This is a genomic window from Stenotrophomonas sp. NPDC077421 (assembly GCF_049545505.1).
Taxonomy (GTDB): domain Bacteria; phylum Pseudomonadota; class Gammaproteobacteria; order Xanthomonadales; family Xanthomonadaceae; genus Stenotrophomonas; species Stenotrophomonas nematodicola.
The window spans coordinates 1-16071 of the sequence record NZ_JBMWDP010000019.1 but is presented as its reverse complement, the minus strand read 5'-3'; the positions used below and the strand labels follow the sequence as shown (position 1 = coordinate 16071).

The window sequence follows — 16071 nt, the reverse complement described above, 5'->3', positions numbered from 1 at the left end:
GCTTCACATGCTGATCAGCAAGCGCCCCCTGCGTTCCCTGATGGCAGTCGCCATCGCGCTGGCCGCCGTGCCTGCAATGGCGCAGTCCCCGTACTCCCGCACCGTGTTCATCGGCGACAGCCTGACCGATGCCGGCTACTTCCGTCCGCTGCTGCCCGCCAGCGTGCAGCCGGTCACCGGCCAGTTCACCACCAACCCGGGCTGGACCTACGCCCAGTACGTGTCCAACTACTACGGCACCAATGGCGCGGCACACGGCAACGGCCAGGGCGGCGACAACTACGCCATCGGCGGCGCGCGCGTCGGTGTGGATGTCAGCCAGAGCCTGGCACCGGGGACCCCGGCCATTCCGGTCTACTCGCTGAAGACCCAGACCGCGCAGTACCTGGCCGCCAACGGCGGCAAGGCCGACGCCAATGCCCTGTACACCGTGTGGGGCGGCGCCAACGACATCTTCGCGATCCAGGGCGGTGCACCGCTGCAGGCCACCCTGGGTGCGGCAGTCACCGACCAGGTCGGCATCGTCGCCACCCTGAAGGGCGCCGGCGCGCAGTACATTGTGGTCCCGACCCTGCCGGACATCGGCCTGACCCCGGCCGCCCGTGCCGGCGGCGCCGTCGGCATGGCGCAGGGCACCGCTCTGGCCAAGGCCTACAACGATGCGCTGTTCGGTGGCCTGAAGGCCGCCGGCCTGCAGGTGATCCCGGTCGACACCTTCCACATCCTGCAGGAAATCGTCGCCAGCCCGGCCGCCTACGGTTTCATCAACGTGACCAGCCCGGCGTGCACCACGGCCTCGTCGCTGACCTGCAACCCGACCTCGTACGCCAACCCGGACGCAGCCAACAACTACGTGTTCGCCGACGGCGTGCATCCGACCTCGGCCACCCACGCCATGCTGGGCGCCTACACGCTGTCCATCCTGGAAGCGCCGCGCCTGCAGCAGATCCTGACCCACTCGGCACAGACCGTGGGCCGTTCGCGCGCCGACCAGGTCAGCATGCACCTCGGCGGCCGCCCGGCCGACGGCCTGAGCTGGTGGGGCAACCTGCGCGGTGACATGCAGCGCTACGCCCATGCCGACCTGTACGACGGCATGGCCCCGGCCGGCCTGTTCGGTGTGGATTGGGCGCGTGATGGCATGGTTGCCGGCGGCTTCGCCGGTTACGGCCGCATGGATGCCGACTTCGGCAACAGCCAGGGCGACTTCACCCAGTCCGACACCACCGTGGGTCTGTTCGCCGGCTGGTACGGCGAGCGCGCCTGGGTCAACGGCCAGGTCAGCTACAGCTGGCTGGACTACGACGTCACCCGCAAGCTGCACCTCGGCCCGGCCACCCGCGAGCACAAGGGGTCGCCGGAAGGCAGCAACCTGACCGCCGCGCTGAATGCCGGTTACGAGTTCGGCAACGAAGGTGGCTTCCGCCACGGCCCGGTGGCCGCGGTGATCTGGCAGAAGGTCAAGCTGGACGGCTACACCGAAAGCAACGTCAGCGCCTCGGCGCTGGGCTACGGCGACCAGGACCTGGATTCCACCGTCGGCCGCGTTGGCTGGCAGGCACGCTTCGACGGCGGCAACGTCAAGCCGTACCTGCAGGTCACCTACGACCACGAGTTCGAGGACGGCAAGCAGGCCAGCGCCTGGCTGCAGACGATGCCGGACGTGGGCATGTACAAGGTGCCGGGTCTGGAGTTCGACAAGGACTACGCCACCGCAGTGATGGGCGCCCGCATGACCCTGTTCGGCCTGAACAGCAATGTCGGCATCAGCACCACCACGCTGCAGAAGCGCGCCCGCGACGCGACCGTGTTCGCCAGCTTCAGCGGCAGCTTCTGATCCACCTCCGTTGTCCACGCGCCGCCGAGTCGCGTGGACAACGGCAGCGCAACGGGCGGCCCAGTGCCGCCCGTTGCCTTTTTACCGGTCCGGCGCATAAACTTGCCGGACATCCTGCGGGTGTAGCTCAATGGTAGAGCTGTAGCTTCCCAAGCTACTGACGAGGGTTCGATTCCCTTCACCCGCTCCAGATGTCCGCCTCGGCCCGCAATGGGCCGACGGTGCAGGCCGCAGCGGCGTTGAACGTGCGCCGTGCCGCCAAGCTGCTCTGTCCTGTCCGTCCAGCCCGTCCAGGCGTCACTGCAGCGCAGCGATACATGCGTCGATGCCGGCCATTGCGGTTGGTCGCCCCGACCGCCGCCGTCATACTGTCTGCCCGATCTGAAAAGGACTGTTCATGATCCGTCGGAGCGTCGTCCGCGTCTCGTCCCGCCTGGTGTATCTGCCGGCACTGTTGTTCACCGTCATGCTTGCACCGGCATGGGCGGTACTGCCGGCGGCGGATCAGTTCCCGGCCGAACCCGGCATGCTCGCGACGGTGACGGTGCGGACCACGTTGCCCGATGGCACGCGACGCGTGGAAGGAAGCGTGCCGCGGTACAACACCTACCGCGTCGAGGCCGATTGCGGGCGCGGTACCGTCGCGATGTACCGGAGGGAGGAAAACGGACAGTGGGACCAGCGTTATGCCGCACGGCGACGTGCGGACGGCTGGGAGCGCACCACGATCGAGGGACCGGCGGCGCGCATTCCCGCAGGGTCCAACCTCGACTGGCTGGCCAGCGCGCAGCATGACGCAGTCTGCAGGCCGAACACCGGTCTGGCCGCGCCGCGTGACGTACAGGGCTGACGCCGGCCGCCGTCATCGCGCCGTATCGCCTGCGCGCTATGCTTCGCGCTTTCCTCCCTGCGCACCACCATGAAGCTGGCCATCCTTTCCCGCAACAGCAAGCTGTACTCGACTCGCCGTCTGGTCGAAGCGGCGCGTGCCCGTGGTCATACCGTGCGGGTGCTCGATCCGCTGCGCTGCTACATGCGCATCGCGGCGGACGGTTTCAGCATGCATTACAAGGGGCGGGCGATCACCGGCGTGGATGCGGTGATTCCGCGCATCGGTGCGTCGGTAACCCGCTATGGCACCGCCGTGCTGCGCCAGTTCGAGATGATGGGCGCGCGTACGCCCAACCCGTCAGATGCCATCCTGCGCGCGCGTGACAAACTGCGTGCGCACCAGATACTGGCGTCCAAGGGCATCGACATGCCAGTGACGGTGTTCGGCGACAACCCCGACGACACCGTGGACCTGCTGTCCATGCTCGGCCCGCCGCCGCACGTGGTGAAGCTCAACGAGGGCACCCAGGGGCGAGGCGTGATCCTGACCGAGAAGGCCAGCGCGTCGCGCGGCATCGTCGAGGCGCTGCGCGGCTTGTATGCCAACTTCCTGATGCAGGAGTTCATCGGCGAGGCCCAGGGCGCCGACCTGCGCTGCCTGGTGGTAGGCGACCAGGTGGTGGGCGCGATGCAGCGCCAGGCGCCGGACGGTGACTTCCGCTCCAACCTGCATGCGGGCGGCAGTGCCCGTGCGGCCAAGGCGACACGAGCCGAACAGCAGGTGGCCGTACGCTCGGCCAAGGCGCTCGGCCTGAGCGTGGCCGGCGTGGATCTGATCCGCTCCAGCCGCGGCCCGCTGGTGCTGGAGGTCAACTCCACCCCGGGGCTGGAAGGGATCGAAGCCATCTGCCAGACCGACCTGGCCGGACGCATCATCGACCACGTTGCGTCGATGAAAAAGCCTTCCGCTTCAAAGGTTTGAACATTAATGCGGGCCTCGGCGACGCTTTTAACACGGGTTTAATCGACCCCGGCGTAGGCTCTGTCGAACCGCAGCTCTGCCCTCCTCAGCAGGATTCGGTAATCGGGAAACACCTTCAGGCCCAGGCGGCTTCCGCCTGGGCCTTTTTATGCCCTGTCGTTGCGCACTTGCTGGCGTGAAGGTGACGGGGATACAGTCGGCGTTCACTCCAAGCAAGGAATGGCTGGGCATGAAAGGCATGACGAAGGTGTTGGCGACAGCGGCGCTGCTGATGTGCGTGGCGACGGCCGCACACGCGGCGCCGAAGAAGGAGGTGTTCGAGTCGGGCAAGCCGCTGGCTGAACAGATCACCAGGATCGAGATCGAGCTGAACGATGGCGAGACCTACTCCGAACTGGGCGTGGCCGAGCGTGGCCGGGTCCGGGAAGCCTTGACGCGTATGCGCGGCGTGGTCGACCAGTACCCCGAGCAGAAGGCGTTGCCGGAGAGTGCGAGGATGGCGCTGTTCAACGATCAGCAGGTAGTAAACACCGTTTTGACACAAGCGCGCGAAGATAGCCGTCTAATATGTAAACGTGAAAAGGCGATCGGGTCCAATTTCCCGGTCACCCAATGCATGACCGTTGCCCAGCGCGAGCGCATCAAGGCCCAGGCCCAAGGTCGCATGGATAAGACGCAACGGGTCGGCAACTATTCTTATTAGAGGTCACAGTGCGAATTCTTGTAATTGAAGACAACAGCGACATCGCCGCCAACCTGGGCGACTACCTCGAAGACCGCGGGCATACCGTGGACTTCGCCGCCGATGGCGTGACCGGCCTGCACCTGGCGGTGGTCCATGAGTTCGACGCGATCGTGCTGGATCTCAATCTGCCGGGGATGGACGGCATCGAGGTCTGCCGCAAGCTGCGCAATGAAGCGCGCAAGCAGACCCCGGTACTGATGCTCACCGCACGGGATTCGCTGGACAACAAGCTGGCCGGGTTCGATTCCGGTGCGGACGACTACCTGATCAAGCCGTTTGCGCTGCAGGAAGTCGAGGTCCGTCTGAACGCTCTGTCGCGTCGCGGCAAGGGCGTGCAGACCCGCGTGCTGGAAACCGGCGATCTGGAATACAACCTGGATACGCTGGAAGTCCGCCGACAGGGCAAGCTGCTGCAGCTCAACCCGACGGCGCTGAAGATCCTGCAGGCGCTGATGGAAGCGGCGCCGGCCGTGGTCACCCGCCAGGAACTGGAAACCCGCGTGTGGGGCGAGGAGCTGCCGGATTCGGACTCGCTGCGCGTGCACATCCACGGCCTGCGTGCCGTGGTGGACAAGCCGTTCGAGGTGCCGCTGATCCAGACCCGCCACGGCATCGGGTACCGCATCGCCGCCCCGGAAGCCTGATCGGGTGAGCGCCAAGGGGGGCCGCCGCCGCGCACCGTACCGGCGGCGGCTGCGCAGTCGCATCATCGTTTCGTTCGCGTTGTTGGGCTTCTGCCTGACGACGCTGTTCGCGTTCGCCACCAACTGGGCCCGCAGCCGCGTGGAAAACCAGCTGGTCGAGGACGTGATGAACCGCAACGTCGACGAGTACGCACGACGGTTCTATTCCGATCCCAGCCGCAGCCCGGACCTGCCGGTCGAACAGATGCTGGCGTACGTGTTTCCCAAGGACAAGTTCGACCGTGTCCGCCAGGAGCGCCCGGAGTGGACGCGGCTGCCCAATGGCAACCACAACATCACCGGCATCGACGACCAGGGCAAGCCGTTTGCCTACAAACTGGCCGTGCGCAAGACCGACAGCGAGTGGTTCTTCCTGCTCTACGACATGACCCAGGCCCAGCGCGGCGAGATGCAGCTCAAACGGGCGCTGCTGATTTCCGTGCTGGTGTTCAGCCTGTTGTCGGTGGTGCTGGGCTGGTGGTCGGCGTCGAAGGTCATGAAGCCCGTGTCGGACCTGGCCGCCCGGCTGCGGTCCTACCGTGGCGGCACGATCGAGCCGGAGCCATTGGCACCGCGCTTCCCCGACGACGAGGTGGGCCAGTTGGCGCAGGCCCTGGATGACTATTCCTCGCGTCTGACCGAAGTGGTGCAGCGCGACCGGGAGTTCAACGCCGACGTCAGCCACGAGCTGCGTACGCCGCTGGCGGTGATCCGTGGCGCCACCGAGCTGCTGCTGGCCCGTCCCGGGCTGGACGACAAGGTGCTGCAGCGCCTGCAGCGCATCCAGCGTGCCGAACAGCAGTGCACCGACCTGATCGGCTCGCTGCTGCTGCTGTCGCGCAACGAGCGCGGGCAGGGCACCAGCAATGTGGCGCGTGTCGCCGAGCAGCTGCTCGACGCGCACCGTGCCCAGCTCGGCGGCAAGCCGCTGGAGCTGATCCTCGAAGGCGGCCACGAGCTGGTGGTGGACGCGCCTGAAGCGGCCCTGTCGGTTGCGCTGGGCAACCTGATCGGGAACGCGGTGAAGTACTCGCAGGAAGGGGCCGTGCGCGTGCGCATCCTGGCCAACAGCGTGGAGGTCATCGACAGTGGCCCGGGGCTGAGCCGGGAAGATGCCGAGCGCCTGTTCCAGCGAGGCTACCGGGGCACCCATGCGGGGCATTCGCAGGGCGGGGGCATCGGCCTGTCGATCGTCAGCCGCCTGTGCGACCTCTACGGGTGGCAGGTCAGCGTGCGCCCGGGCGAAGAGCGTGGCGTGATCGCGACCCTGACCTTCTCGCCGGCCACCCACGCCTGAGGGGACCGCGGCTGCCGGGCGGCCGCATCAGTCGTGGCGTTCGGCCAATGTCCGGTACTGGCGGTCCAGCCGTTCCACATGCGACTGCAGGTGGTCCGGATGGCCATCATTGGTCACCACGTCGTCGGCCAGCGCCAGGCGCGCGTCACGGCTGGCCTGGGCGGCGATCATGCGGTCGGCCAGGTCGGCGGTGATGCCGTCGCGCTGCACCAGTCGCGCGTGCTGCACCGCCGCCGGCACATCCACGACCAGGATGCGGTCCAGCCACGGATAGTGCTGGCGGCCGCCGGCTTCGGCCAGCAGCGGGATGGCCGCGATCGCGTAGGGACCGGGCGCCTGTGCGCAGATGTCGCGCAGCCGCTGGCGGATGGCCGGGTGGGTGATCGCCTCCAGCGCCTGGCGCGCCGGGGGAGAGGCGAAGATGCGCTCGCGCAGGGCGGCGCGGTCGAGCTGACCGTCCGCCAACAGGATGTCCGCACCGAAATGAGCCGCAATGCGGGCCAGGCCTTCGCTGCCGGGGGCGACCACCTCGCGGGCGGCCAGGTCGGCATCGGCCACGGTCACACCCAGCGCCTCGAAGCGGCGGCTGACCTCGCTCTTGCCGGCGGCAATGCCGCCGGTCAGGCCCACCACGAAGCGACTCATCGGCCGGCCCTCAACGCAGGCCGGCGTAGCTCAGGTAGCCGTTGATCAACGGCTCGCCCCAGAAGAACACGATCCAGCCGGCGATGGCCAGGTACGGCCCGAACGGAATCGGGCTGGCGCGGTCGCGGCCACGCGAATACAGCCAGATCGACCCGATGATCGCTCCGACCACCGACGACAGCAGGATGATCGGCAGGATGCCCTTGAGCCCGCACCACGCGCCCAGCGCAGCCAGCAGCTTGAAATCGCCGTGTCCCATGCCTTCCTTGCCGGTGAGCTGTTTGAACAGCCACCACACCGACCACAGCGACAGATAGCCGGCCAGCGCGCCGAGCAGGGCCGGCTTGGCCGGCATGTACAGGTTGTCGCTGGCCGCGATCAGGCCCAGCCACATCAGCGGCAGGGTCAACTGGTCCGGCAGCAGCTGGGTGCGCAGATCGATGCCCGACAGCGTGATCAGGAAGCAGGTCAGCACGATCGCGCCGAAGCCCTGCCAGCCGAAGCCGAACTGCCAGACGCTGGCAACCACCAGCAGCGCGGTCAGCGCCTCCACCAGCGGGTACTGGATCGAGATCGGCGCGTGGCAATGGCGGCACTTGCCGCGCTGGACCAGCCAGCTGAACAGCGGAATGTTTTCGTACCAGGCCAGCTTGTGCTTGCAGTGCGGGCAGTGCGACGGCTCCACCACGATTCCTGGCGGTGGCGGTTCGTAGATGTCCGGCTCTTCCAGCACTTCGCGGGCGTCGCGCTTCCACTGCCAGTCCAGCCGCTTGGGCAGGCGCAGGATCACTACATTGAGGAAGCTGCCCAGAAGCAGCCCCAGACCGGCCGCGGCGGGAAAGCCGAGACCGGGATGCTGGTCAAGAAATGCCATGTATCACTTATCCGACAACCGCGCCGAGTTTGAAGATGGGCAGGTACATACCGATCACCATGCCACCGACGATGGTACCAATGAATACCATGATCATCGGCTCCAGCAGGCTGCTCAGGGCATCCACGGCGTTGTTGACCTCCTGCTCATAGTACTCGGCGACCTTGAACAGCATGGTATCCAGCGCGCCGGCCTCCTCGCCGATGGCGGTCATCTGGACCACCATGTGCGGGAACAGGTTGACCTGCTTCATCGCCATGTTGACCGGGTAGCCCACCGAGACGTCGTCGCGCATGCGCAGCACGGCCTCCTCGTAGACCTTGTTGCCGGTGGCGCCGGCCACGATGCCCAGCGCCTCGACCAGCGGCACGCCCGCCTTGAAGGTCACCGCCGTGGTCCGCGAGAAGCGGGCGATCGAACTGTTGTTCATGATCTCGCCGATCACCGGCACTTTCAGGATCAGGCGATCCATCGTGTGCTGCATGGAGGGGGATCGCTTGTAGGCGTATAGAAAGCCAAAGATCGCTCCCAGTGCAACAAAGAGCATCGCCCACCAGTAGGAGACCATGAATCTCGACAATCCAACAATCAACTGCGTGAACGCAGGAAGTTCGGCGCCAAAGCCCCTGAATACTTCCTCAAACTGGGGGACGACGAAGATCAGCAGAATCGCACTGACGATAATGGCAACCGCCACCACCATCGCTGGATAGAACAGTGCCTTTCTGATTTTGCCCTTCAGTCCTTCGATGTTCTCTTTGTAGGTCGCTACCGTATCCAACACGGTCTCAAGAACACCGGCGCCTTCGCCTGCACGGACGAGATTGCGGTACAGCTCATCAAACTGGACAGGATGCCTGCTGATGGCCTCGTAGAGCGAAGACCCGCCTTCGATATCCGTACGGATCGTATCCACCAGCTTCTTCATGCGCGGGTTCTTGTGACCGCTGCCGATGATTTCCAGTGCGCTGACAATGGGAACGCCGGACTTCATCATGGTCGCCATCTGGCGGCTGAAGAAGGCAATGTCCTTCGGTCCTACGGCTTTGCCCGCAGCGCCGAACAGCGGTTTGGGCTTTGGCTTCACTACCGAGGGCATAATGCCCTGGCGACGCAGTTCCGCGCGCAGCAGGTTGGCGTTCTTTGCGGACTGTTCGCCCTTCATCTTGATGCCGCGCTTGTCCGTCCCTTCCCAGACAAACGGCAGTAGTTCCGTGGTGTTTCGCGCCACGGGCTCCTTCTTGATCGCGCTACGGCTGACAGACATTTTGGGCTCCCCAGCCACACCATCCCCAGGTGGGCTATCTGACCGCATGGTAGCGGTTTCCGAAACCGGTTGGCATCCCTTGACAGCGGGCGCTGGCGGGCCGACTGGCTGGGCGGGTTCCGTCAAAAGGTGACGTGGAGCGTCACATTGCCGGGTCCGTCGCAGAATTCTGTGAGGGGGGTTCCAATCCTGAGGATTGCTGCCATCATTGCGCCGGGGAATGCTGGGGAGCATTGCTGGCACTGTTGGCACGCAACCTGCTTCGATCCACCCGCACAGGGCGCCCGCCCCGCTCAACCGGCTTGCCGGCCCGGCGACGGCCCAGTGCCCTACCATCTATCTACCTCTTGGGGATGTACACATGAAGAATCAGAAGGGCTTCACGCTGATCGAACTGATGATCGTCGTCGCGATCATTGCCATCCTGGCTGCCATCGCGCTGCCGGCCTATCAGGACTACACCATTCGTTCACGTGTGTCGGAACTGGCAGTCATGGCTAGCTCCTTCAAGGCGACTGTTGCAGAAAATATCGCCAACAACGGCGGCACGATCCCGGCAACCGGCGCTTGCGATGGCACCGGTGCAACTGCCGCCACTGTCAACATGGCCAGCATCGGCTGCAGCGGTCTGGGCGTGATCGAGGTTGTCGGCGACGCGACCAAGACCAAGGGCACCACCCTGACCTACACCCCGACCGCCGGTGGCGACAACTCTGCTGTCGGCACCACTTGGGAATGTGTGGGTAGCGGCAGCGACGCGAAGTACTATCCGGCTGAATGCCGCAACTGATCAGTTTCGACGGATCCGGCAGAAAGCCCCGCCTCGGCGGGGCTTTTTGTTGGCACGGTTTGTGTTTGATTCCTGCCGCTTCGGCAGGGTCTCATCTATGGGGGATGGGGGAATGAAAAGGGGATGGGGAATGAACCGTGTCAGGGGATTCACCCTGATAGAACTTATGATTGCTGTCGCCATCGTCGCGATCTTGGCCGCAATTGCTCTCCCAGCCTATTGGGACTATGCGATTCGTGCCCGGGTTGTCGAGGCGATGAGCATGGCGGGTCATGCCAAATTGGTTGTGACGGAGAACGTCAACAGTTCCAACGCGCTTGATGCTCGGGCTTGCACTGGCGTGACGAATCTGAGTGCTGCAACGCGCAATGTCGTTGCGTTGACCTGCAGCGGAGATGGTGTTGTCTCTGTCCGAACCAGCCGGGCTGCGGGATCGGTCATCTTGGCATTCAACCCTGTCATAATCGGCGGGGATTTGGTTGCATGGCGATGTGAACGTGTGGCGGGTCTAGAGCAGCATGTGCCGGCCGAGTGCCGTCATTGATGTTTCGTCTTGTCCTTCTGGTACGAGTCAGAAGCTCTCTTCGGAGTCTCGCGCGCGGGGTGATCACCAATTGCTGTGCCTGCACTGCGGGCGTCGGTCATCGCAGGGATCGTAGGTAAGGAGCATCAAAATGAATGCGACTGTTGCTATCACGGCCAACCTGGTTGGGATCACTGGCATCGCCCGCCGTCTGGTCCAGGATGGAGCGCTCGAAGAAGCCGCCGCGCGCGACGCTATGGTTAGGGCCGCTGCGGCCAAGCAGCCGCTGCCGCAGTGGTTTGCAGAGCAAAAGATGGTAACCGCCGCGCAGCTTGCGGCGGCCAATGCGCTTGAGTTCGGGATGCCGCTCCTTGACGTCTCGGTCTTCGACGGCGCGCAGAATGCGATCAGCCTGGTCAGCGAGGAGCTGCTGCGCAAGCACCGCGTGCTGCCGCTGTTCAAGCGCGGCGGCAAGCTGTTCGTGGGCACCAGCGACCCGACCCATTCGCTGGACGAGATCAAGTTCCACACCAACTTGGTGGTGGAGCCGATCCTGGTCGACGAGGAGCAGATCAAGCGCACCCTGGAACAGTGGCAGTCCAAGCATGATGCACTGGGGGCGGCGCTGGGTGGCGACGACGAGGGCATGGGCGATCTGGATGTTTCCAGCGCCGATGAGGACGGCGTCAGCTCGGACGCCGGCGTGGACGCCAAGGGCGATGACACGCCGGTGGTGAAGTTCGTCAACAAGGTGCTGGTCGACGCGATCCGCAAGGGGGCGTCGGACATTCACTTCGAGCCGTATGAAGACGATTACCGGGTGCGGTTCCGTATCGACGGCCTGCTCAAGAATGTGGCCAAGGCACCGGTCAAACTCAACCAGCGCATCGCCGCACGCCTGAAGGTGATGTCGCAGCTGGACATCGCCGAGAAGCGCGTGCCGCAGGATGGGCGCATCAAGCTCAACCTGTCCAAGACCAAGCAGATCGACTTCCGCGTCAGCACGCTGCCGACGCTGTTCGGCGAGAAGATCGTGCTGCGTATCCTGGACGGCAGTGCCGCCAAGCTGGGCATCGACAAGCTCGGCTACGAGCCGAACCAGCAGAAGCTGTTCCTGGAAGCCATCCACAAGCCCTACGGCATGGTGCTGGTGACCGGTCCGACCGGCTCGGGCAAGACGGTGTCGCTGTACACGGCGCTGGGCATTCTCAACGACGAGACGCGCAATATCTCCACCGCTGAAGATCCGGTGGAAATCCGCCTGCCGGGCGTGAACCAGGTGCAGCAGAACAACAAGCGCGGCATGACCTTTGCTGCCGCGCTGCGCTCGTTCCTGCGCCAGGACCCGGACATCATCATGGTCGGCGAAATCCGCGACCTGGAAACGGCCGAGATCGCGATCAAGGCGGCGCAGACCGGCCACATGGTGCTGTCCACCCTGCATACCAACGATGCGCCGCAGACCATCGCGCGCCTGATGAACATGGGCATCGCCCCGTTCAACATCACCAGTTCGGTGACCCTGGTGATCGCCCAGCGCCTGGCGCGGCGGTTGTGCGGCAACTGCAAGCGGCCGATCGAGCTGCCCGCGCACGCGCTGCTGGCCGAAGGCTTCACCCAGGAGCAGATCGATGCCGGAATCCGGCTGTACGAGCCGGTCGGCTGCGAGGAATGCACCGAAGGCTACAAGGGGCGTACCGGCATCTACCAGGTGATGCCGATGAGCGAGGAAATTTCGGTGATCGTGCTGGCCGGTGGCAACGCCATCCAGATTGCCGAAGCGGCGCAGCGCGCCGGGGTCAACGACCTGCGCCAGTCGGCGCTGGTCAAGGCTGCGGCCGGCGTGACCAGCCTGGCCGAGATCAACCGCGTCACCAAGGACTGACGGGCGCCGGGCGGCGCCCGGCCCTCAATCCATGCCCAGCTTCTTGAGCTTGTAGCGCAGCGCACGGAAGGTGATGCCCAGTTGCGCGGCAGTGCGGGTCTTGTTCCAGCGGTTCTCTTCCAGCGCGCGCTGGATCGCGGTGCGCTCCATCTGCTCGATGTACGAGGGCAGGGCGCCATTGCCGGCCGGCAGATCAACCACCGCTTCTTCCTGGTGCGTCGCGGCGGACCCCCCGGCCACGCGGTGGCCGCCCGGGGCGGGCAGGCGCAGGTCGCTGGCCCCGATGCTGTCACCTTCGGCCAGCGCCAGGGCACGCTCGAGGATGTTCTCCAGTTCGCGCACGTTGCCGGGGAAGTGGTACTGCGCCAGCGCGTCCAGCGCCGACGGCGCCAGCAGCGGGGTGGGGCGTTCATGGGTGCGCGCCAGCCGCGCCAGAATCGAGGCAGCCAGCTGCGGCAGGTCGCTGCGGCGTTCGCGCAGCGGCGGCACGCGCAGTTCGATCACGTTGATGCGGTAGTACAGGTCGTGGCGGAAGCGGCCGTCCTCGACCAGCTCGCCGAGGTCCTTGTGGGTGGCCGAGAGGATGCGCACGTCGACGGCGACCTCGGTGGCCGCACCGACCGGGCGGATCGACTTTTCCTGGATGGCGCGCAGCAGCTTGACCTGCATCTGCAGCGGCAGCTCGGCCACTTCGTCCAGGAACAGGGTGCCGCCGTGTGCGGCCTGGAACAGGCCGGGCTTGTCGGCATGGGCGCCGCTGAAGCTGCCCTTCTTGTGGCCGAAGAACTCGCTCTCCATCAGCTCGGAGGGAATCGCGCCGCAGTTGACCGGCACGAACGGGCCGGCCGCGCGCGCGCTCTGGTCATGGATGGTGCGCGCGACCAGTTCCTTGCCCACGCCGGATTCGCCGAGGATGTAGACCGGCGCCTGGCTGCGCGCGACCTTGGCGATGGTGGCACGCAGGCCGTCCATCGCAGGCGACTCGCCGAGCAGGCGCGCAGCCTGTTCCGGGGCCAGCGTGGCGGGCGCGGCGCGCTCGCTGTTGTTGAGTTCCAGCGCATGCTTGACCAGCCCGCGCAGCACGGCGATGTCCACCGGCTTGCTGACGAAGTCGAAGGCGCCGGCCTTGAGCGCCTCCACGGCCAGGTCCATGCTGCCGAAGGCGGTGATCATCGCCACCGGCGTGCGTGGGTAGTGCTGGGCGATTTCGGTGACCAGCTCGATGCCGTTGCCGTCGGGCAGGCGCATATCGGTGATGCACAGATCGTAGGGATTGCTGGCCAGCAGCTCCCGTGCCTCGGCGAGATTGGCCGCCGTGCTGATGCGCAGGCCCATGCGGCCCAGCGTCAGTACCAGCAGTTCGCGGATGTCGCGCTCGTCGTCGACGACGAGGGCGCTGCGGTTGTCGTTCATGAGGAGGGAAGATAGCCGAGGGGGGTCATTGGCGACAAATGTTTGACGCGGGGTGGGCGGATGTGCGGCGGTCCGCGGTCATTCGTGCAGCATCGTGTGCGGGCCGGGCAGGATCAACCGGAAACAGGCGCCGCCCGCCGGGACGGACACGTACTCGAGCCGGGCCTGGTTGGCGCGGCAGAGCTCCCGGGCAATGTACAGGCCCAGGCCGGTGCCGTGCTCGGAGGTCGTATAGAACGGGCGGAACAGCTGGCTGGCCACGCTCTCGGGAATGCCCGGGCCGCGGTCCATCACATCGATCACCGCGGCGCGCTCCTGGCGCGCCACGCGCAGCCGCACGCGCGCCGGGTCCTGGCCGATGCGACCGTACTTGAGCGCGTTGTGCACCAGTACGGTGAGGATCTGGTGCAGGTGGCGCGGGTCCATCAGCGCGTGCACGGAGGTCTCGCTGATGATCGGCTCGACGCTGTCCGTCTCCAGGGTGATGCCCTGTTTGTACTCGATCACGAAGCGCCGCACGAACGCAGCCAGATCCAGGTTCTCCGGATTGGCGCGTTCGCGGCGGGCCAGGCCGAGCACGCTTTCGACGATGCCGTTGGTGCGCTGGCACTGCTGGTGGATGATCTGCAGCAGGCGGCGGTCGGTCTCGCCGATCGCGGTGGATTCCTCCAGCAGTTGGGCGGCGTAGTTGATGGCCGCCAGCGGATTGCGGATTTCATGGGCCAGGCTGGCCGAGAAGCGGCCCATCGCCGAGAGGGTGAGCGATTCGGCACGGCGCGAGACCACGCTGGAGTCGTCCAGGAACACCAGGGTCAGGTCGCTGCCCGCGAGCAGCCGGGCGAAGCGGGGCTGCACTTCCGGCTGGTCGGGCGAGAGCTGGATGGGCAGCTCATCGTTGGTCCAGCCGTTGCGCCAGCGCTGCAGGCGCCGCGCCAGTTCCGGCGCGGCGCTGGCCAGCTCCAGGCGTCCACTGCCGCTGTTGCCGTCGGCGTCGCCGATCAGCGTAGAGGCCGCTTCGTTGGCGAGGGTGATGCGGTTGGCGCCGTCCACCACCAGCACGCCGGTACGCATGCGGCGGATGATCAGTTCGTTGATCTCGAACAGGTTGGCCACTTCGGCGCCACGCTGGTTGGCCAGCTGCTGGTTGCGGCGCGCGCGGTTGCCCACCTGGTAGCTGACGAAGGCCAGGGCGAGATAGCTGGTGATGAACATCGCCAGCTCGGCCAGGGTACGGGTCGGATCGCCGCCTTCCAGCAGCTTCCACACGTATTCCCCGGCGGTGGCGGCACTGGCGGTGACGGCGATGCCCAGCCCCCACGACAGCGGCAGCAGGGTCGCCGCGGCGGCGATGTTGAACAGCAGCGACATCGAGATGCCGGCGCTGGCGCCGGGCAGGGCGTGCGCGAGCAGGACCGCGGCGATGATGTCCACCGCCACGCCGCCGACCACGATCGGGCGCAGCCAGCGCTCGTTGCGGCCGATGAACAGCAGCAGGGCGGACAGCAGCAGATAGGCGGTGCCGACGATCCGCGCCAGGTACGGGTGGTCGGCTTCGCCCACCATCGAGCTGAGCGGGCTGAACAGCAGGGCGATGATCACCGAGGCGATCAGCAGCCGGTACAACGCGAAAAAATACAGTTCCCGCCTCGGAATGGATTCGATGCGGTCGATCAGTGAAGCGCTGGGTGACACGCCGGAACTCCCCTTCAGGCATTGCGGGGAGTGTAGAGGGTGTGGCCGCGCATGGGGGCGTGTCCCGGGACGGCGCCGGGACAGGGCGCTCCCCGGTTTGCGCGCCGCACCGGCCCGTTCCGGCGGCCGGGCGCCTGGGGAGTGGCGCAACTGCCTGAAAATCGGTCGAAAAACCCGTCGGGCCAGCGAGCGGAGGGCGCTGTCTTTGCGCCTGCGCGCCGGCTCGTCCACAATAGAGGGCCCGCCGCGGTCCGGACCGGCGCCCTGTGAGGGGGCCTTGGAGATGCGTGCGGTCGTTCCTATTCCCACGGTGACGCATGAATTTCCACGAATACCAGTCAAAACAACTGCTTGCCGAGTACGGCATCCCCGTTCCGGCCGGCAAGGTCGCGGCGACCCCGGACGAAGCCGTTGACGCTGCCAATTCCCTGGGCCAGGGCCCCTGGATGGTCAAGGCGCAGATCCATGCGGGCGGTCGCGGCAAGGCTGGCGGCGTCAAGTTCTGCAAGACCACCGACGATGTGAAGGCCGCTGCGGCCAAGATGCTCGGCACCAAGATGGCCACCTACCAGACCGCCGGCGTCGAGCTGCCGGTCAACCTGGTGCT

Annotated in this window: 15 protein-coding genes and 1 tRNA gene; 11 read left to right on the top strand and 5 right to left on the bottom strand. The window is 66.0% G+C overall.

Features of this window, described 5'->3' with window-relative positions:
* Positions 1-7 precede the first annotated feature (7 nt).
* From ACPEH1_RS11900 to ACPEH1_RS11870, 7 genes are all read left to right on the top strand, one after another.
* Positions 8-1837 (top strand): autotransporter domain-containing esterase, encoded by a 1830-nt coding sequence (locus tag ACPEH1_RS11900; RefSeq protein ID WP_017356183.1) that lies wholly within the window; start codon positions 8-10, stop codon positions 1835-1837.
* A 116-nt stretch (positions 1838-1953) separates the two neighbouring features.
* Positions 1954-2027: transfer RNA gene (locus ACPEH1_RS11895), tRNA-Gly, on the top strand.
* 207 nt (positions 2028-2234) lie between these two features.
* Positions 2235-2687, top strand: coding sequence for a hypothetical protein (locus ACPEH1_RS11890; RefSeq protein WP_136003008.1), 453 nt, complete (start codon positions 2235-2237; stop codon positions 2685-2687).
* 69 nt (positions 2688-2756) lie between these two features.
* On the top strand, positions 2757-3650 hold the full coding sequence (gene rimK, locus ACPEH1_RS11885; RefSeq protein ID WP_423715827.1) for a 30S ribosomal protein S6--L-glutamate ligase: 894 nt from the start codon (positions 2757-2759) through the stop codon (positions 3648-3650).
* Between the two features lie 238 nt (positions 3651-3888).
* Positions 3889-4353, top strand: coding sequence for a hypothetical protein (locus tag ACPEH1_RS11880; protein ID WP_423715841.1), 465 nt, complete (start codon positions 3889-3891; stop codon positions 4351-4353).
* A gap of 8 nt (positions 4354-4361) precedes the next feature.
* Positions 4362-5039 carry a response regulator transcription factor gene (locus tag ACPEH1_RS11875; protein WP_017356179.1) on the top strand — a complete coding sequence of 226 codons (678 nt, stop codon included), beginning with the start codon at positions 4362-4364 and terminating at the stop codon, positions 5037-5039.
* Positions 5040-5043: 4 nt separating this feature from the next.
* Entirely contained in the window at positions 5044-6375 is a 1332-nt protein-coding gene (locus ACPEH1_RS11870; protein ID WP_017356178.1) for a sensor histidine kinase, read from the top strand.
* Between the two features lie 27 nt (positions 6376-6402).
* Here ACPEH1_RS11870 and coaE read toward each other — a convergent pair whose 3' ends face one another.
* The 3 genes from coaE to ACPEH1_RS11855 are packed head-to-tail and all read right to left on the bottom strand — an operon-like array spanning position 6403 to position 9161.
* Positions 6403-7020, bottom strand: a complete 618-nt coding sequence (gene coaE, locus ACPEH1_RS11865; RefSeq protein WP_017356177.1) for a dephospho-CoA kinase — start codon at positions 7018-7020, stop codon at positions 6403-6405.
* A 10-nt stretch (positions 7021-7030) separates the two neighbouring features.
* Positions 7031-7894, bottom strand: a complete 864-nt coding sequence (locus ACPEH1_RS11860) for a prepilin peptidase (protein ID WP_017356176.1) — start codon at positions 7892-7894, stop codon at positions 7031-7033.
* Positions 7895-7901: 7 nt separating this feature from the next.
* Positions 7902-9161 carry a type II secretion system F family protein gene (locus ACPEH1_RS11855; protein ID WP_312707860.1) on the bottom strand — a complete coding sequence of 420 codons (1260 nt, stop codon included), beginning with the start codon at positions 9159-9161 and terminating at the stop codon, positions 7902-7904.
* 361 nt (positions 9162-9522) lie between these two features.
* On the opposite strand from ACPEH1_RS11855, the gene ACPEH1_RS11850 reads away from it, so the two are divergent.
* The 3 genes from ACPEH1_RS11850 to pilB all read left to right on the top strand — a co-directional run bounded on the left by ACPEH1_RS11850 (position 9523) and on the right by pilB (position 12359).
* Positions 9523-9951 (top strand): pilin, encoded by a 429-nt coding sequence (locus tag ACPEH1_RS11850; protein WP_312707862.1) that lies wholly within the window; start codon positions 9523-9525, stop codon positions 9949-9951.
* A gap of 130 nt (positions 9952-10081) precedes the next feature.
* Positions 10082-10495 carry a pilin gene (locus ACPEH1_RS11845; RefSeq protein ID WP_312707864.1) on the top strand — a complete coding sequence of 138 codons (414 nt, stop codon included), beginning with the start codon at positions 10082-10084 and terminating at the stop codon, positions 10493-10495.
* 130 nt (positions 10496-10625) lie between these two features.
* Positions 10626-12359 carry a type IV-A pilus assembly ATPase PilB gene (gene pilB / locus ACPEH1_RS11840; RefSeq protein ID WP_312707866.1) on the top strand — a complete coding sequence of 578 codons (1734 nt, stop codon included), beginning with the start codon at positions 10626-10628 and terminating at the stop codon, positions 12357-12359.
* A gap of 24 nt (positions 12360-12383) precedes the next feature.
* On the opposite strand, the gene ACPEH1_RS11835 is transcribed toward pilB, so the two are convergent.
* Together ACPEH1_RS11835 and ACPEH1_RS11830 are read right to left on the bottom strand one after the other, a co-directional pair.
* A complete protein-coding gene (locus ACPEH1_RS11835; protein ID WP_017356172.1) occupies positions 12384-13772 on the bottom strand; it encodes a sigma-54-dependent transcriptional regulator in 1389 nt (462 codons plus the stop codon).
* Positions 13773-13850: 78 nt separating this feature from the next.
* Positions 13851-15464 carry a sensor histidine kinase gene (locus tag ACPEH1_RS11830; protein ID WP_017356171.1) on the bottom strand — a complete coding sequence of 538 codons (1614 nt, stop codon included), beginning with the start codon at positions 15462-15464 and terminating at the stop codon, positions 13851-13853.
* A gap of 317 nt (positions 15465-15781) precedes the next feature.
* On the opposite strand from ACPEH1_RS11830, the gene ACPEH1_RS11825 reads away from it, so the two are divergent.
* A partial coding sequence (locus ACPEH1_RS11825; protein ID WP_423715826.1) for an ATP-grasp domain-containing protein occupies positions 15782-16071 on the top strand: 290 nt, incomplete at its 3' end.

Bases quoted from the DNA above. Each gene is read 5' to 3' on its own strand.
- ACPEH1_RS11900 (WP_017356183.1), top strand. From the start codon at position 8: ATGCTGATCAGCAAGCGCCCCCTGCGTTCCCTGATGGCAGTCGCCATC.
- ACPEH1_RS11890 (WP_136003008.1), top strand. From the start codon at position 2,235: ATGATCCGTCGGAGCGTCGTCCGCGTCTCGTCCCGCCTGGTGTATCTG.
- rimK (WP_423715827.1), top strand. From the start codon at position 2,757: ATGAAGCTGGCCATCCTTTCCCGCAACAGCAAGCTGTACTCGACTCGC.
- ACPEH1_RS11880 (WP_423715841.1), top strand. From the start codon at position 3,889: ATGACGAAGGTGTTGGCGACAGCGGCGCTGCTGATGTGCGTGGCGACG.
- coaE (WP_017356177.1), bottom strand. From the start codon at position 7,020: ATGAGTCGCTTCGTGGTGGGCCTGACCGGCGGCATTGCCGCCGGCAAG.
- ACPEH1_RS11860 (WP_017356176.1), bottom strand. From the start codon at position 7,894: ATGGCATTTCTTGACCAGCATCCCGGTCTCGGCTTTCCCGCCGCGGCC.
- ACPEH1_RS11855 (WP_312707860.1), bottom strand. From the start codon at position 9,161: ATGTCTGTCAGCCGTAGCGCGATCAAGAAGGAGCCCGTGGCGCGAAAC.
- ACPEH1_RS11850 (WP_312707862.1), top strand. From the start codon at position 9,523: ATGAAGAATCAGAAGGGCTTCACGCTGATCGAACTGATGATCGTCGTC.
- ACPEH1_RS11845 (WP_312707864.1), top strand. From the start codon at position 10,082: ATGAACCGTGTCAGGGGATTCACCCTGATAGAACTTATGATTGCTGTC.
- pilB (WP_312707866.1), top strand. From the start codon at position 10,626: ATGAATGCGACTGTTGCTATCACGGCCAACCTGGTTGGGATCACTGGC.
- ACPEH1_RS11835 (WP_017356172.1), bottom strand. From the start codon at position 13,772: ATGAACGACAACCGCAGCGCCCTCGTCGTCGACGACGAGCGCGACATC.